Annotated in this window: 16 protein-coding genes; 10 read left to right on the top strand and 6 right to left on the bottom strand. The window is 39.1% G+C overall.

What is annotated here, in order from left to right:
- The first annotated feature begins 43 nt into the window (after nucleotides 1-43).
- From AAV97_RS17515 to AAV97_RS17530, 4 genes are all read left to right on the top strand, one after another.
- Complete coding sequence (locus tag AAV97_RS17515) at nucleotides 44-1,114, top strand: microcin C ABC transporter permease YejB (RefSeq protein ID WP_009586477.1); 1,071 nt, start codon at nucleotides 44-46, stop codon at nucleotides 1,112-1,114.
- Nucleotides 1,114-2,130, top strand: a complete 1,017-nt coding sequence (locus AAV97_RS17520) for an ABC transporter permease (protein ID WP_005030432.1) — start codon at nucleotides 1,114-1,116, stop codon at nucleotides 2,128-2,130. The genes AAV97_RS17515 and AAV97_RS17520 overlap by 1 nt, the downstream gene beginning before the upstream one ends.
- Nucleotides 2,102-3,700 (top strand): ATP-binding cassette domain-containing protein, encoded by a 1,599-nt coding sequence (locus tag AAV97_RS17525; RefSeq protein WP_046761261.1) that lies wholly within the window; start codon nucleotides 2,102-2,104, stop codon nucleotides 3,698-3,700. Before AAV97_RS17520 ends, AAV97_RS17525 begins: the two co-directional genes overlap by 29 nt.
- 133 nt (nucleotides 3,701-3,833) lie before the next feature.
- Nucleotides 3,834-5,078, top strand: coding sequence for an NADH:flavin oxidoreductase/NADH oxidase family protein (locus AAV97_RS17530; RefSeq protein ID WP_046761262.1), 1,245 nt, complete (start codon nucleotides 3,834-3,836; stop codon nucleotides 5,076-5,078).
- A 205-nt stretch (nucleotides 5,079-5,283) separates the two neighbouring features.
- Here the strand turns inward: AAV97_RS17530 and AAV97_RS21565 are convergent, their stop codons facing one another.
- The 4 genes from AAV97_RS21565 to map form a co-directional block, all read right to left on the bottom strand.
- Nucleotides 5,284-5,418: a hypothetical protein gene (locus tag AAV97_RS21565; protein ID WP_004831707.1), complete on the bottom strand. Its 135-nt coding sequence runs from the start codon at nucleotides 5,416-5,418 to the stop codon at nucleotides 5,284-5,286.
- On the bottom strand, nucleotides 5,411-6,637 hold the full coding sequence (locus AAV97_RS17540; RefSeq protein WP_009586510.1) for an MFS transporter: 1,227 nt from the start codon (nucleotides 6,635-6,637) through the stop codon (nucleotides 5,411-5,413). Before AAV97_RS17540 ends, AAV97_RS21565 begins: the two co-directional genes overlap by 8 nt.
- A gap of 172 nt (nucleotides 6,638-6,809) precedes the next feature.
- On the bottom strand, nucleotides 6,810-7,859 hold the full coding sequence (locus AAV97_RS17545) for an OmpW/AlkL family protein (RefSeq protein WP_042085748.1): 1,050 nt from the start codon (nucleotides 7,857-7,859) through the stop codon (nucleotides 6,810-6,812).
- Between the two features lie 327 nt (nucleotides 7,860-8,186).
- Nucleotides 8,187-9,014, bottom strand: coding sequence for a type I methionyl aminopeptidase (map, locus tag AAV97_RS17550; RefSeq protein ID WP_004831704.1), 828 nt, complete (start codon nucleotides 9,012-9,014; stop codon nucleotides 8,187-8,189).
- A 219-nt stretch (nucleotides 9,015-9,233) separates the two neighbouring features.
- On the opposite strand from map, the gene rpsB reads away from it, so the two are divergent.
- The 6 genes from rpsB to AAV97_RS17580 all read left to right on the top strand — a co-directional run bounded on the left by rpsB (nucleotide 9,234) and on the right by AAV97_RS17580 (nucleotide 13,860).
- Entirely contained in the window at nucleotides 9,234-9,986 is a 753-nt protein-coding gene (gene rpsB, locus AAV97_RS17555; protein WP_004831703.1) for a 30S ribosomal protein S2, read from the top strand.
- Nucleotides 9,987-10,125: 139 nt separating this feature from the next.
- On the top strand, nucleotides 10,126-11,001 hold the full coding sequence (tsf, locus tag AAV97_RS17560) for a translation elongation factor Ts (RefSeq protein ID WP_046761263.1): 876 nt from the start codon (nucleotides 10,126-10,128) through the stop codon (nucleotides 10,999-11,001).
- Between the two features lie 170 nt (nucleotides 11,002-11,171).
- A complete protein-coding gene (locus AAV97_RS17565) occupies nucleotides 11,172-11,720 on the top strand; it encodes a DUF3465 domain-containing protein (protein ID WP_046761264.1) in 549 nt (182 codons plus the stop codon).
- Between the two features lie 135 nt (nucleotides 11,721-11,855).
- Complete coding sequence (locus tag AAV97_RS17570; protein ID WP_046761265.1) at nucleotides 11,856-12,677, top strand: AraC family transcriptional regulator; 822 nt, start codon at nucleotides 11,856-11,858, stop codon at nucleotides 12,675-12,677.
- Between the two features lie 125 nt (nucleotides 12,678-12,802).
- Entirely contained in the window at nucleotides 12,803-13,549 is a 747-nt protein-coding gene (locus AAV97_RS17575) for an AzlC family ABC transporter permease (protein ID WP_046761266.1), read from the top strand.
- Complete coding sequence (locus AAV97_RS17580) at nucleotides 13,546-13,860, top strand: AzlD domain-containing protein (RefSeq protein ID WP_004831697.1); 315 nt, start codon at nucleotides 13,546-13,548, stop codon at nucleotides 13,858-13,860. The genes AAV97_RS17575 and AAV97_RS17580 overlap by 4 nt, the downstream gene beginning before the upstream one ends.
- A 51-nt stretch (nucleotides 13,861-13,911) precedes the next feature.
- Here the strand turns inward: AAV97_RS17580 and AAV97_RS17585 are convergent, their stop codons facing one another.
- On the bottom strand, nucleotides 13,912-14,358 hold the full coding sequence (locus AAV97_RS17585) for a DUF962 domain-containing protein (RefSeq protein WP_004831696.1): 447 nt from the start codon (nucleotides 14,356-14,358) through the stop codon (nucleotides 13,912-13,914).
- 134 nt (nucleotides 14,359-14,492) lie between these two features.
- Nucleotides 14,493-15,266, bottom strand: coding sequence for a DUF4850 domain-containing protein (locus AAV97_RS17590; RefSeq protein WP_046761267.1), 774 nt, complete (start codon nucleotides 15,264-15,266; stop codon nucleotides 14,493-14,495).
- Between the last annotated feature and the right edge of the window lie 12 nt (nucleotides 15,267-15,278).

Consider the following 15,278-nt stretch of genomic DNA (forward strand, 5'->3'; position numbering starts at 1 on the left):
TTGATTCATCCATCCTCATGAGGACATAAGGAACCTTGTTGCAATGGGCACATATATACTCAAAAGGCTATTACTGATCATTCCAACATTGTTCTTTGTTTTATTGATCAATTTTGTTGTGGTTCAAATTGCACCAGGCGGACCTGTTGAACAGGCGATTCAGCAAGCAGAAAACTTTCAACGAGATAATATCGGCACGGGTGGGATTTCTGCTTCGATTGACCGTCATGAGTATCGTGGTGCGCAAGGTTTGAGCCAAGAAATGGTTGAGCAAATCAAAAAGCAATATGGTTTTGATCAACCCGCGTATCGACGTTTTGGACTGATGCTGAGCAATTATTTGGCTTTTGATTTTGGTAGCAGTTTTTTTAAAGATAAACCTGTTACAGAACTCTTACTCGAAAAAATGCCAGTCACAATGTCTTTGGGTTTATGGAGCACTTTGCTGATTTACTTAATTTCCATTCCTTTGGGTATAAGGAAAGCCAAACAGAATGGTCTTTTTTTTGATCGAGCAACATCATTGCTACTCGCTGTAGGTTATGCCGTTCCTGCTTTTGTCTTTGCGATTTTGTTGATCGTATTTTTTGCTGGTGGTTCTTATTTTCAGTGGTTTCCATTACAGGGTTTTGTATCAGACAACTTTCACAGTTTGAACTTGTTTGAGCAGGTGATTGATTATTTTTGGCACATGGCTTTACCTTTGTTGGCAATGGTGCTGGGTGGTTTTGCCAGTTTAACCTATCTTACAAAATATACATTTATGGAAGAGTTAAATAAGCATTATGTACTCGCTGCACGTGCCAAAGGTTTGACCGAAAATACAGTGCTCTACAAACATGTATTCCGTAATGCCTTATTGGTGATTGTGGCAGGGTTACCCGAAGTGCTTGTGGGGGTGTTTTTTGTAGGTAACTTACTGATCGAAATAATTTTTAATTTAGATGGATTAGGCTTACTGGGTTTTGAAGCTGTACAACAGCGTGATTATCCTGTGATTTTTGGTACTTTATTCTTTTTGACCCTCTTTGGTCTGATTTTAAGATTGATTTGCGATGTGTTGTATCGGGTGATTGACCCTCGGATTGATTTTGAATCAAGAGGTGCGAAATAATGTCACCAATCATGCATGCCCGTTTAGAGAAATTTAAACAAAATCGATTGGGCTTTGGCTGTTTTATTCTATTTATGGCACTGTTTGTGATTTCTATTTCAGCTGAATTTATTGCCAATGATAAGCCAGTATTGGTCAAATACGATCAGCACTATTACATGCCTGTGTTTAAAGCCTATCCAGAAACAACCTTTGGTGGAGTTTTTGAAACTGAAGCTGATTATCGAGATCCTGTTGTTCAACAGCTGATTGATGAAAAAGGCTGGGCGATTTGGCCTATTCTACGCTTCTCCTATCAGACCCCTAATTTAGATTTAGCTGTCCCTGTGCCATCACCACCTACAACGCAAAATTGGTTGGGAACAGATGACCAAGGACGTGATGTTTTGGCCAGAATCCTGTATGGATTACGTATATCCTTGTTATTTGGTTTTGCCCTTACGTTGTTTGCTGCTTTTCTTGGTGTCGTTGTGGGTGCGATTCAGGGCTATTATGGTGGATGGATTGATTTGATTGGGCAACGAATCCTTGAAGTTTGGGGAGGATTACCCACTTTATTCATGGTGATTATTTTAGTCAGTTTGTTTACGCCGAGTGTGTATTGGCTGTTTTTGATCATGTTGATTTTTGGCTGGACAGAGTTGGTGGGTATTGTGCGAGCGGAGTTCCTTCGTGCGCGTCACTTGGATTATGTGCAAGCAGCGCGTGCATTAGGTGTAAGCGATTTAGTGATTATTTTTAGGCATATTCTGCCGAATGTCATGAGTTCAAGCTTGTCACAATTACCTTTTATGTTGACTGCAAATATTACAGCACTTACGGCGTTGGATTTTCTAGGCTATGGCTTACCACCTGATGCCGCATCTTTGGGAGAGTTACTGCTACAAGGTAAAAATAACCTAGATGCACCGTGGCTTGCACTTTCAGGTTTTTTTACATTGGCGTTGGTTTTGTCATTATTAATTTATATTGGGGAGGCGACACGCGATGCATTCGATCCAAGACGCCAAAAATAATGATGAATCTTTATTATTGTCTGTTAAACATTTGCACATTGAAAATAAACAACAGAAAGTGCTGGTTGAGAATCTGAATTTTGATTTACATGTCGGTGAAACTGTAGCGATTGTCGGGGAGAGTGGGTCCGGGAAATCTATCAGCGGTTTGGCTTTACTGGGATTACTTCCCGATGATTTAAAAGTTTCAGGGCAAGCTGTCTATGATCAACACGACTTATTGGCACTCAATCAAAATGGTATATTAAATATTCGTGGTAAAAAAATTGCCATGATCTTTCAAGAACCGATGACCGCTTTAAATCCATTGCATAAAGTAGAACGGATTGTGGGTGAAACCTTAATTTTAGAAGGGATGTCTAAAGAAAAAGCCAGAAAACGTGTCTATGATTTATTGTGTGATGTAGGGATGGATGATCCTGAGGATAAGTTACAACGTTATCCACATGAACTGTCGGGCGGGCAAAGACAACGTGTTTTAATCGCTTCAGTATTGGCACAAAAACCTGAAATTATTATTGCAGACGAGCCAACCACAGCATTGGATGTTACCTTACAATCCCAAGTCTTAAACTTATTACAATTGCTGATTTTGAATCATAAAATGGCGATGATCCTGATTAGCCATGACTTGAATTTGGTTCGTAAATATTCCAATCAAGTGATCGTGATGAATCAGGGACGAGTTGAAGAAAAGGGTTTAGTTCGAGATATTTTTCTAAAACCTAAAACAGCATATACCCAATATTTACTGGATTATAACTTTGGTGAAGCCAATCCAGTACCGAATGACAGTCATTTGGTACTGTCTTTACATCGACTCGGGGTCAAATTTCCAATTCGGAAAGGAGTTTTAAATCGAATCCAAGATTATTTTATTGCGGTTAAGCCTTTAAATTTGCGTTTGAATCGTGCTGAATCCATTGGGATTGTCGGAGAGAGCGGTTCTGGCAAAACATCTTTAGCTTTGGCAATTGCAAGACTGATTGAAAGTACAGGTAATATTGTTTTATTAAATCAAGATATTAATCGCTTGAATCAACGCAAATTAAGACCGCTACGCTGCAATTTTCAGATTGTCTTTCAAGATCCATTAAGCAGTTTAAACCCAAGAATGACGGTCGATCAGATTATTCGAGAGGGCTTGGCACTACAAAATTTAAAAGAATCAGAAATGATTATTCGGATCAATGAAATTTTGAATAAAGTTGAATTACCTGTTGTCGTGAAACAACTTTATCCGCATCAGCTTTCAGGAGGACAACGACAACGTGTCGCCTTGGCACGTGCAGTGGTACTGCGACCTAAATTATTGATTCTTGATGAGCCAACATCTGCACTTGACCGAACCACACAGCGTGCAATTGTGAAATTATTGCGTCAATTGCAACAAGACTATCAAATGAGCTATTTATTTATTAGTCATGACTTGCAAGTAGTCAAAGCACTTTGTCAGAAAGTATTGGTGCTGAAAGAGGCGAAGGTTATCGAGTTCCAAGATACCCAAGATTTATTTGACAAGCCGTTGAATAATTACACAAAAAATTTAATTAAAGCGAGTCAATATTAAGCTGTAATGATTGAGCAATTTTAATCTCTTCAGTCACACTTACAAAATTGACAAATTAAATTGTCAGATTTACGCTTGAACTATGTTAAATTTAAAATAGAGTAAAAACTCTAATCATTGAAGAGATTTGACCATGAGCCATCTTGCAGAATCATTAGAAATAAATAAGACCATTTTTAAAAACCGCATTATTAAAGGTGCGATGAGTGAGGCACTGGCAAACCATGCCGGACAACCCAATCAACTGCATTTGGGATTGTATGATGCATGGGGCAAAGGTGGTTTGGGTTGTGCGATCACCGGTAATGTGATGGTCGATTTCCGTGCTAAAAATGAGCCGGGTGTGGTTGTGGTTGAAACCGAGCGAGATCTTGCCAAATTGACTGAATGGGCAAATATCGGAAAAAAACACGGCATGGTGCAATTGATTCAATTGTCACATCCGGGACGTCAGTGTCCAAAAGGGCTAAATAAAGAAACAGTTGCACCATCTGCCGTACCGTTTAGTCCATTATTGGCAACCACATTTGGGACTCCTCGAGCGTTAAGTGAAGTTGAAATTTTAGATATTATCCAGCGTTTTGCAGAATCAGCGCGGATTTGTGAAAAAGCAGGATTCGAAGGGGTGCAGCTCCACGGCGCACATGGTTATTTGATCAGCCAATTTCTCTCACCGTTGACCAATAAGCGTCAAGACCAGTGGGGCGGTTCAATTGAAAACCGTATGCGTTTCTTATTGGAAATTTATCAAGCAGTTCGTGCCAAAACCTCAGAAAATTTTATTGTATCGGTTAAGTTGAACTCTGCGGACTTTCAACGTGGTGGGATTACCGAAGAAGAAGTGGTGCAAGTATTCAAAGCGATTGATGCAGCTGGTATTGATATTATCGAAATTTCTGGTGGAACTTATGAAGCACCAGCAATGGCGGGAGCAAAGGCTGACAAGCGTAAACAAAGCACTATTGCACGTGAAGCATATTTCCTAGATTTTGCTGAAAAAATCCGTAAAGAGGTCAAATGTCATCTGATGGTGACAGGTGGTTTCCGCACAGCGCAAGGGATGAATGCAGCACTGGAGAGTGGCGCTTGCGAATTTATTGGTATTGCTCGTCCTTTGGCAGTAGAGCCTGATGTGAGTAATAATTTGATCGCAGGTCAAGATGTGCGTTATGCAGTAGAGCAAATCAAAACTGGTATTCCTTTTGTTGATAAAATGGCAATTATGGAAATCCTTTGGTATGCCGCACAATTTAAAGCGATCGGTGAAGGCAAAAAGCCAAATCCGAAACTTTCACCATTAAAAGTATTCTTGAATTATGCCAAAAATAATGTCAAAGCTGTGATTCAAGGGCGAGTAAACTCACGCAAATCAGCTTAAGATCATCTAAGATTGATCATTAAAGAGACCATTGTGAAATGGTCTTTTTAACGCCTAAACTTTTTTATTCAAAAAATAAAGACTGAATAGTGAATTTTAAAAAAGCTGCCATAATCACGATTGTCTGGCAGCCTTTTTTGAGCACTTTTGAATCAATCGCACTGAGATTCAGCTCAAACGTTTAAGTCGTCAAATTCAGTTCAAATTAGTGTGCACAAAAAGCCATATTAAAATATTCAAACAGTTCAGGTGTGTTAAACCACAGTAGGCTAGACAAGAGCAACAATAGAATAATGACACCCCAAACAGCAAATTTTAACCATATATCAGTATCAGTCATCGACAACCGCCTCCTCATTCACGAAGAAATGCACAATAACGCCAAACAGACTTAACGCAATTGAACAACCCCAGATGATGTTGTAGTTACCTGTTATATCATGGTTTAAGCCACCCAACCAGCCACCAAAAAATGAGCCGACTTGATGGGTGAAAAATACAATACCGCTGAGCATGGTTAAATATTTTACACCAAACATATTGGCAACAATGCCATTGGTTAAAGGAACCGTTGAAAGCCAAAGAATGCCCATAATGATGCCGAAAGCGTATACCGTCCAGATGCTCAGTGGCAGCATCAAAAATGCAATGATGGTTACGCCTCGTAAGCCATAGAGACCCATTAACAAATGAGGTTTTGAATATTTATCGCCTAACCAGCCTGCGGCATAGGTTCCTACAATATTAAATAATCCAACCAGTGCAAGAAATACTGTACCTGTTGAAGCATCAAAACCATGATCAATCAGATAGCCTGGAAGATGAATCCCTAAGAACACCACTTGGAAACCACACACCAAGAAACCAAAGGCCAACCACAGAAAAGGTTTATGATGAAATGCAATGTTTAAAATTTGCTTAAAGGTTAAGCTCGGTTTTAGCGCCTGCTTGACTGCATTTGGCGGGGTATACATTGGTGCTTTCAGCATCCATGCCAATGGGATAATCAATACAACCAAGACGGCTGTAATGACTAGTGCTGAAGACCATCCAAAGTTTTTAATCAGTAGGAGAGTGGTAGGCAACATGATAAATTGCCCAAATGAACCTGCCGCACTTGCAATCCCCATAGCCATGCTACGTTTGCTTGGATGAGCAGCACGCCCAACTGCTGAAAGGAGTACCGAAAAAGAAGTTGCAGAGAGAGCTAAGCCAATAATTAAACCGACACTGAGGTCAAGTAAAAGGGCATTTGAACTGACTGACATCAACAACAAGCCAATCGTATAAAGTACACCACCAACTGCAACAACTTTTTTACTGCCGTATTTATCAGCAAGTGCACCTGTAAAGGGTTGAACAGCACCCCAGAGTAAGTTTTGCATGGCAATTGCCAAGCTAAAAACTTGGTGGCTCCAGTTAAACTCATGGCTCATCGGGACTAAATAAAGTCCAAAACCATGACGCACACCCAAAGAAAGTGCCAGAATAAAAGCACTTCCAATGAGCATATAAATGAGAGGTTTAGAAAAGCGAGTGTCGTCCTGTAGCGCTGACATAAGTGGTCCATTGAATCATCATATGAGAATTGTAGAGGATTCAATGGGACTTAGCGATAGAATAAAATTTTATCAATCGATAAATTTTAGTGATCAATCTGCTCGGTTTAGGTCAATGATTTTAATTTATTGATTAAATGATTTTTCAAGAAAATCATTTTAGTCTCAGAAATTAAAAACGGTAACCTACACCCACATAGGTAATCAGAGGATCGATATCAATTTTAGTCTTAGCAGTAACAAGATCTTTATTGGTATTTGAGTTTGAAATGGTAATTGTGGCATCGCTACTCATAGGAGCATAAGTTACTGAGCCTACGCCAAACCAACGCTCATTAAAGTCATAGGTTGCACCCAATGTTGCCATAGGCGCCCAAGCATCATCTGCTTTGACTTTGACTACAGGATTTGCTGAAGATAGTTTACCGTCAAGTGCAGCACCTGCTTGATTATCTAAGACATTTTGAATCATATGACCTGCTGCAATCAAATCATCTTTCACGCCATTATCGACTTTTAAATGGGTGAAATGTGCATACATCACACCGACACCAAGATAAGGTCGAAATTTATTTACACCAGATTTACCAAATTGATAATGTAACTCTGCTGCTGGTAACCATGCAGTTGCTGATGCTGCTTTAGCGTGCTTGGATAAATCGGTAATCGGAATATCTTTCTGTAAGTCAATACTCCCGAGAGGTGTTGAATCTTTGCCTGTCAAAGGGGCAAAGATTTGACCTTTACCTTCAATCTCAACTTTAGGTGGAATACCCGCTTTAAACTCTAGAGAAATATTGTCAGTAAAGTAATAATTGCCCATCAAGCCAAAAGTATCAACATCTTTTGCTGTTAAGCCTGTACCTTCAGCAGTCCAACTCGATAAGCCATTGACCGTTGCTGTACCAGTTAAAGCACTGGGAATTGTGTCACCTAAAAGACCGATTGCACCATATAGAAAAGGATTTGATTCCTTAACAGCTGCATCTAGTACAGCTTTTTTAGAAATATCTCCTACTTTTGATTGGGTTCCTTCAGCAACGGCGGTATTCACTTTGATCGGATTGCCATTGCCTTGTGGCATAGCATGTAACCAGCCTGCTGAGACAGAAAATCGTTTAAATCCATCACCATCTTTAAAACTAAAATAAGGTGAATCCGCATGTGCCATCATGGGTAAAGTCACACATGTGGTGATCATGCAAAGTAATGATTTCTTCATAGAATTGGACTCCATGTCCGCAATTGATACTAATTTTTATGTATTTTTATTATTAGGATTTTTTGCTGTGTTTGAATGTTGCTTTTGCAAGGTGTTTTTTTAAGTGAATGTTCTTTTTTTAATGTTTTATTTATCATCGGGTTGATAATCTTAGCATCTGTGTAATTGTGTTAACATTGCATTACATTGTAAAAATAGAAGATTTTGACGGTAAAAAATATTTTAAAACAATATCTTATTTATAGTGGAAAATTGCAGTAATAAAAAAAGGTCATATCAATATGACCTTTTCTTAAATGACTCAAGTCAGTTTAGTCAATGACTTATTTATTTCTGAAAGCGAGACAAGTCTTCTTCAGGGCGCGCGGTTAAAACTTCAACACCATTTTTAGTGACTAGCAGTGTATGTTCGTATTGCGCTGAAAGGCTATGATCTTTGGTTACGACAGTCCATTTATCGCCCATTAAACGGGTTTGCCAAACGCCTGCATTGACCATCGGCTCAATGGTAAAGGTCATGCCTTCTTCTAAAACCATACCTGAGTTTGGTTGTCCATAATGTAAAACTTGGGGTTCGTCATGGAATACAGTGCCGATACCATGACCACAATATTCACGGACAACGCTAAAACGCTCTGACTCAACATACTTTTGGATTGCAGCACCAATATCGCCAATTGTAGAGCCTGGTTTAACGGTTGCCATACCACGGTACATTGCTTCTTGAGCAACTTTACATAAACGGTCTGCAATGATTGAAGTTTCTCCACCAACGACATACATCATATTGGTATCGCCGTGGTAACCATCTTTAATCACTGTGACATCAATATTCAGGATATCGCCTTTTTTCAGGATTTTACTTTCAGACGGAATGCCGTGACATACCACATGGTTCACAGAAGTACAAATCACATGTTGGAAAGCAGGTCGACCGGGTGCAGCGCCATAACCCAAACATGCAGGTATAGCATTTTGTGTATTGACAATATAGTCATGACAAATCGTATCCAACTCCAGTGTACTGACACCTGGTTTGATATGCGGTTTGATCATATCCAAAACTTCTGCAGCCAATCGACCTGCAACACGCATCTTCTCAATTTCATCTGCGGTTTTGATTAATCGACGGGGCGCTTCGTAAGTACTGTTCATGATCTTTAAAAACTTTTGGAAATTTGTATGTGACTATGGTATAAATAGCCGCCCAATTTATCAAATGCTTTCTGTGACTTTCTTTATGAATCGTTTATGGAAATTTTGATAAGGGTAATTTAAAAATCCGCACATATGTCGTCACATTACTCTGGGTGCCTGAAAGGGTGGAGAATGCGGACATATGGAGGCCTAACCCAAACTTTTAAGGTAAAGAAAATGGCAGATTACAACGTAAGCATGCGCGACCTTCTTCAAGCTGGTGCGCACTTTGGTCACCAAACTCGCTTCTGGAACCCAAAAATGCGTCAATACATTTTTGGTGCGCGTAACCGCATTCACATCATCAACCTTGAACACACTGTTCCTGCGTTAAATGATGCTTTGAATTTTGTTAACAATCTAGCAAGCAAAAAGAACAAAGTATTGTTCGTTGGTACAAAACGTGCTGCTTCTAACATCATTCGTGAGCAAGCTCAACGCGCTGGTCAACCTTATGTAGATCATCGTTGGTTGGGTGGTATGTTGACTAACTGGAAAACTCTTCGTCAGTCAATCAACCGTTTGAAAGATCTTCAAACTCAATCACAAGATGGTACTTTTGCTAAACTTACTAAACGTGAAGCATTAGAACGTACTCGTGAAATGGAAAAACTTGAACGCTCTTTAGGCGGTGTTAAGAACATGGGTGGTTTACCTGACGCATTGTTCATCATCGACGTTGATCACGAAGCAATCGCGATTAAAGAAGCTAAAAACCTTGGTATTCCAGTAATCGGTATCGTTGATACAAACTCTAACCCAGATAACGTAGATTTCGTTATTCCTGGTAACGACGATGCGATTCGTGCTGTTACACTTTATGCTTCTGCAATGGCTGATGCGATTCTTGCTGGTAAAGAATACGCTCAAACTCAAGCAAATGCTCAAGCTAAAGGCGAAGAAGCTGCGAAAGAAGCTCCTGAGGCTTAATGCGTTTTGACGCAAGCTTGTCATTTTTGTGAATTAAAATGATGACAAATTGAGCGTCGATAAAGCAAAACGGCCCAGAGAAACCTTTGGGCCGTTTTTGTTGAACAGATTCATATTCTACCGTATTTAGGAGAACAACATGACTGCAGTTACTGCGAGCATGGTAAAAGAATTACGTGACCGTACTGGTCTTGCAATGATGGAATGCAAAAAAGCATTAACAGAAGCAGACGGTGACATCGAATTAGCGATTGATAACCTTCGTAAATCAGGTCAAGCAAAAGCAGCTAAAAAAGCTGGTAATATTGCTGCTGATGGTGCAATCACGATTGCTCAAGAAGGTAACAAAGCAATTCTTTTAGAAGTAAACTGTCAAACTGACTTCGTTGCGAAAGACGAAAACTTTGCTGGTTTCTCTGCTAAAGTTGCTGCTGCTGCACTTGCTGCTGGCGTAACTGACGCTGCTCAAATTGCTGAATTGAAACTTGAAGACGGTTCAACTGTTGAAGAAGCTCGTATTGCGCTTGTTCAAAAAATCGGTGAAAACATTCAAGTTCGTCGTGCTGCAATTGTAGAAGGTGAAAACCTTGCAGTTTACAAACACGGTTTAAAAATTGGTGTTGTTGTTTCTTACACAGGTTCTGCTGAAACTGGTAAAGGTATTGCAATGCACGTTGCTGCGTTCAACCCAGTTGCTGTAACTGCTGAAGAAGTTTCTGCTGATCTTATCGCTAAAGAGAAAGAAATTGCAGAAGCTAAAGCAATCGAATCTGGTAAACCAGCAAACATCGTTGAAAAAATGGTAACTGGTTCAGTTGAAAAATACTTGAACGAAGTTGTTCTTGAGCGTCAACAATACGTTATCGACAACGACAAAAAAGTTGCTGAAGTATTGAAAGCGACTGCAACAACTGTAGCTCAATTCGTTCGCTTCGAAGTAGGTGAAGGTATTGAGAAAAAAGCTGAAATGAGCTTTGCTGAAGAAGTTGCTGCTGCTCAGGCTGCTGCTAAATAATTTTACTTTTTAAGTATAATTATTGAAAACCCCTCATTTGAGGGGTTTTTTATTGCTGTTGATTTTATAGAAAAATAAATTCAAGAAGAATCAGTAAAATGATTTTATACAAATGATGGGCGTTATTCTTTTATAATCTCTATTATTCATATTGCTTAGACTAAAACTTAATGGCAAACAAAACGCAACTTGGTATTGGTGCTGCAATCGCTGTAATTGTTGCTGCTTATTTTGGTATTGACCTAAACCAACAAAACAAGGCATCAACTGGGCAAGCTCAAGTTAATTCCCAAGATCAAAACAATCGTGCTGCACAATTTGATTCTAAATCAAGTGATCAGCAAAATTTTCAAAACACGCAGTCAAACAATAGTCAAAATCAGCAAGGGTTAACGGTTATTCGTCAAGCTTTTGATGGAAAGTTGAGTAATGTTCAAGTTCAGTCGGAAGGGCGAGTAAAAGCAATATTACGTGACGATAATCAAGGTTCCCGTCATCAAAAATTCATTCTTTCGTTGGATAACGGCTTAACTGTCTTGATCGCACATAATATTGATTTAGCGCCACGAATTGATCATTTACGTAAAGGCGATCGTGTTGAGTTTTTTGGCGAATATGAATACAGTAATCAAGGTGGTGTGATTCATTGGACACATCATGATCCAAGTCGCCGTCATAAAGATGGTTGGCTAAAGCATGATGGAAAAACCTATCAATAAATAGTGCATTGTTCATTCGGTTCTATAAAATTTCGTTCATTGTTATTCTATTCAGATTTAGACAGCAATTTTGTTCTATACCTTGTTTCTAATCGTGCTATTTTTAAGCCATCAGAAGACGTTTGAATCGAAAACATGCAGGAGTGGGCAAACTATTTCCACCTTAAAGAATTAGGTGGATTAGAGTTGTTAAAAGCACAGTATCACCATAAGCAATTTTCAAAGCATGTGCATGAAGGTTATTGTATTGGTGTGATTGAAGATGGTGCGCAAAGTTTTTATCGAACAGGGCAGTTACATACAGCGCCGAAAGGTGACATTATTTTAGTCAATGCAGATGAAATTCACACGGGTTCATCTGCGGTTGAGTCGGGTTGGAAATACCGAGCAATTTATCCAACACCCGAAATGTTACTTGATGCAGGACAAGATTTTTTTAGTGTCAAAAATAGTGTGCCTTGGTTTCCTCATGCTGTTGTTCACGATGTTGGCTTGGCACAGCAGTTTAGCTTACTGTTTGATCTATTGGAACAAAAAGAAAATACGTTGCTCAAGGAAAGTCTGTATTTATCAACTTTGGCTCGTTTAATCAGTCGCTATGGTCGAGCAAAATTAACACCCGCAGAGCTTCCTGAGGCACAACGTAAAATTGAAATTGTCAAAGATTTATTGAATGCTTTTCCTGAGCGAGATTATTCTTTGACTGATTTGGCTGCAACTGTAGGATTGAGTCCTTGGCACTTTTTGCGAGAATTTAAAAAGTATACAGGGTTGCCGCCACACAGTTGGTTGGTACAAGTCCGTTTGCATAAAGCACGGCAATTATTAAAACAAGGTTATACGATCGCAATGACAGCACAAAATTGTGGTTTTTCAGATCAAAGCCATTTTAATCGACATTTTAAAAAGGCCATGGGCGTAACACCTTCCCAGTATTTAAGCACTTTAAATATTTAGCCTAGTTCAACATCTTTTAAATGTCATAAGAAATCCTTAGAACAGCAATAAAGCAGCAATTTCATGCAAGCCACGTCCACTGCTTTTAAAGATACTTGTTCTATTCATGGTTTTGGATTTAATCAATGAGTCATCAATTTGAACCTTGTTCTGCTGACATTCAATCGCAATCCGACTTGAATAAAAAAGCATTTTTACGTGGTGTTGTTGATATTTTGCCTCTATCAATCGCTGTATTGCCTTGGGGGATTCTAGCAGGTTCGATGGCAATCAACGCAGGATTGACCTTTGCTCAGGCTTTTTCGATGTCGGCTGTTGTATTTGCAGGTGCTGCTCAACTGGTGAGTTTGGGTTTGGTTATGGCGGGGGCTTCGGTTTGGACCATTTTTTTTACGGTGTTTTCCTTAACCAGTCAACATTTAATTTATGCCTTGAACTTCCGTAAGGATGTAACTCAATTTTCTTTTAGACAGAGACTGGTGATCGGCTTTCTGTTAACCGATGAATTATTTGCAGTAGGAATAGGGGAAAATAAGCAACGAACCTTCGCTTATCTATTTGGTGCAGGCTTATGTTTTTATTTAGCATGGTGTGTATTTAGCTTATTTGGCATCTTGTTGGCACAGTCGATACCTAATTTAGAAAGTTTACATCTCGATTTTTCGATTGTTGCAGTATTTATTCTCATCATTGTGCCGATGATTAAAAACAAGGCAACCTTGATTGGAGTGATTTTTACCTTAATCTTTGCCTGTATCTTTAAATATCTTCAATTCGAAGGCGGCATTGTATTATCAGGAATCTTTGGCATGTTGAGTGCGATGTGTGCAGCAAAGTTAACAAAACTTAGAAGCTTAGGAGTTCAACAATGACATGGTTATTGCTACTAAGCTTGGCACTTATCGTATTTCTAAATCGTTATTTCTTTCTCGAACCCAAAGTTGCATTTAAGTTACCGCATTGGATTGAAAATATGTTGCAGTATTCTGCACCTTGTTTACTCACCGCCATTTGTGCACCGATTGTGTTCTTTAATGATCAACAATTGCGAGCTTTACCTTTAGATGCTTATTTTTTAACAGCGATCATATGTATTGTTTTAGCGCTGATTTCTAAAAAAATCTTAGTCAATCTTGGTCTAAGTCTACTGTGTTTCTATGGTTTATTTTACTTATTAAGTTGACTGTATCTGAAGGGAAAAGCTGATATAGAATTTCCCCTCAATGTATTTGCCTTAAAAAGCTAGTTTTTGGCGTGTTTTCCATTTTGGCAGTACTTTACTTAGATATGCATCCATGCACCATACAGGACCAATCAAGAGAAATTGAAGGTCTTTAAAAAATGAAGGTTTTTTACCCTCAATTTTATGCCCATAAAACTGTCCGATCCAAGCCAAAACAAACACGCCAATATAAAAACCAACGCCAACAGGAAGCAGATAGATCACCCATGCCATAACAGCAATCAATGCGGTCATGGCGACAGCAAGCACAATATCTAAGCGGGTGTAGAAAACCAGTGTAAGCACTAAAAGAAGGGCTGTAAGCAAGGCACTAAAATGTGCAAGGATTCCAATGATGGCAAATAAAATCGCAGGAACACAGGCCCAATGGATGGCTTTATTGGTTTTGTTTTGATGACTTTCACTATATTCATCAAACCATTCAGTAATGTTTTTCATTTGGCGCTCCATGCAGGTGGTTGGCTTTATTATTCATCTAGCTTTAATTTTCCTGAAAATAATATAATTCAGAATTGGCTTGAGGTCAAAATCCGACTGACCAAATCAATTCCGATTGTTTTAGTCGACCTATTTTAATGCGTGCTTTGATAAAAATTTAAGATATCACGTGCCCAAGTTTGGTGTTGCGGTTTGAGCGAGACTTTGATTTCTTGAAAGTTGGTGATGTCATTACCGTCACTTTCATCGCTATAGTAGGCGATACCATGTGTATGTGCGTTGTGGTTGGGAATCTGATAACTAAAATAAACTTTGTTTTTGTTCACTCTGACGATCTTTAATAGATGATTTTTGTCCTCAATAGCACCAAACTCATTGGCTAGACTGAGTTTTCGAACATTTGGAAAATATAAACTGGCACTGTGCATGGCACAGCCAACACAAGCAGATGAATTGTAAATTGTGATCGCTTCATCTTTTTGAGGACTTGCGAGTACAGCATAAGCGACACCAGAAGGTCCTAAATCTGTACTGATGACCTGCCATGTTTTAGGGATGAGTACGGGACCAATACCAGGTAACAAGATAATTTTGAAATTTTTAGCCTGTGTTGTGGACAATTGATAATTAAATTGACACTTCACAGCTTGGGTTTTGTTGTAGTTACATACGGAATCGTCTTTATAAAAGCCTGTATCGTTAAATGGATTGGGAATGGCAGCAATATACGTGTCGACGAAAACATCATGATTAAGTCTGGTCGCTGGCAGCTTTTCGATGTGGTGTTGTTGATGTGGCGCTTTGTTATTTTTCAACGTTGGAAAAGTGGCTTTGAATATGGAAATATCGCCATAAGCAAAACCACTGAGCAGGAATAAAATCATGATTAAAATTTTTTGCTTGAGCATGACTTATCCTTT

Origin of the sequence: Acinetobacter sp. Ag2 (assembly GCF_001005515.1) — a bacterium.
Taxonomy (GTDB): Bacteria; Pseudomonadota; Gammaproteobacteria; order Pseudomonadales; family Moraxellaceae; genus Acinetobacter; species Acinetobacter bereziniae.

Coding starts and splice junctions, on each gene's coding strand:
- AAV97_RS17515 (WP_009586477.1), top strand. CDS start 44: ATGGGCACATATATACTCAAAAGGCTATTACTGATCATTCCAACATTG.
- AAV97_RS17520 (WP_005030432.1), top strand. CDS start 1,114: ATGTCACCAATCATGCATGCCCGTTTAGAGAAATTTAAACAAAATCGA.
- AAV97_RS17525 (WP_046761261.1), top strand. CDS start 2,102: ATGCATTCGATCCAAGACGCCAAAAATAATGATGAATCTTTATTATTG.
- AAV97_RS17530 (WP_046761262.1), top strand. CDS start 3,834: ATGAGCCATCTTGCAGAATCATTAGAAATAAATAAGACCATTTTTAAA.
- AAV97_RS21565 (WP_004831707.1), bottom strand. CDS start 5,418: ATGACTGATACTGATATATGGTTAAAATTTGCTGTTTGGGGTGTCATT.
- AAV97_RS17540 (WP_009586510.1), bottom strand. CDS start 6,637: ATGTCAGCGCTACAGGACGACACTCGCTTTTCTAAACCTCTCATTTAT.
- AAV97_RS17545 (WP_042085748.1), bottom strand. CDS start 7,859: ATGAAGAAATCATTACTTTGCATGATCACCACATGTGTGACTTTACCC.
- map (WP_004831704.1), bottom strand. CDS start 9,014: ATGAACAGTACTTACGAAGCGCCCCGTCGATTAATCAAAACCGCAGAT.
- rpsB (WP_004831703.1), top strand. CDS start 9,234: ATGGCAGATTACAACGTAAGCATGCGCGACCTTCTTCAAGCTGGTGCG.
- tsf (WP_046761263.1), top strand. CDS start 10,126: ATGACTGCAGTTACTGCGAGCATGGTAAAAGAATTACGTGACCGTACT.
- AAV97_RS17565 (WP_046761264.1), top strand. CDS start 11,172: ATGGCAAACAAAACGCAACTTGGTATTGGTGCTGCAATCGCTGTAATT.
- AAV97_RS17570 (WP_046761265.1), top strand. CDS start 11,856: ATGCAGGAGTGGGCAAACTATTTCCACCTTAAAGAATTAGGTGGATTA.
- AAV97_RS17575 (WP_046761266.1), top strand. CDS start 12,803: ATGAGTCATCAATTTGAACCTTGTTCTGCTGACATTCAATCGCAATCC.
- AAV97_RS17580 (WP_004831697.1), top strand. CDS start 13,546: ATGACATGGTTATTGCTACTAAGCTTGGCACTTATCGTATTTCTAAAT.
- AAV97_RS17585 (WP_004831696.1), bottom strand. CDS start 14,358: ATGAAAAACATTACTGAATGGTTTGATGAATATAGTGAAAGTCATCAA.
- AAV97_RS17590 (WP_046761267.1), bottom strand. CDS start 15,266: ATGCTCAAGCAAAAAATTTTAATCATGATTTTATTCCTGCTCAGTGGT.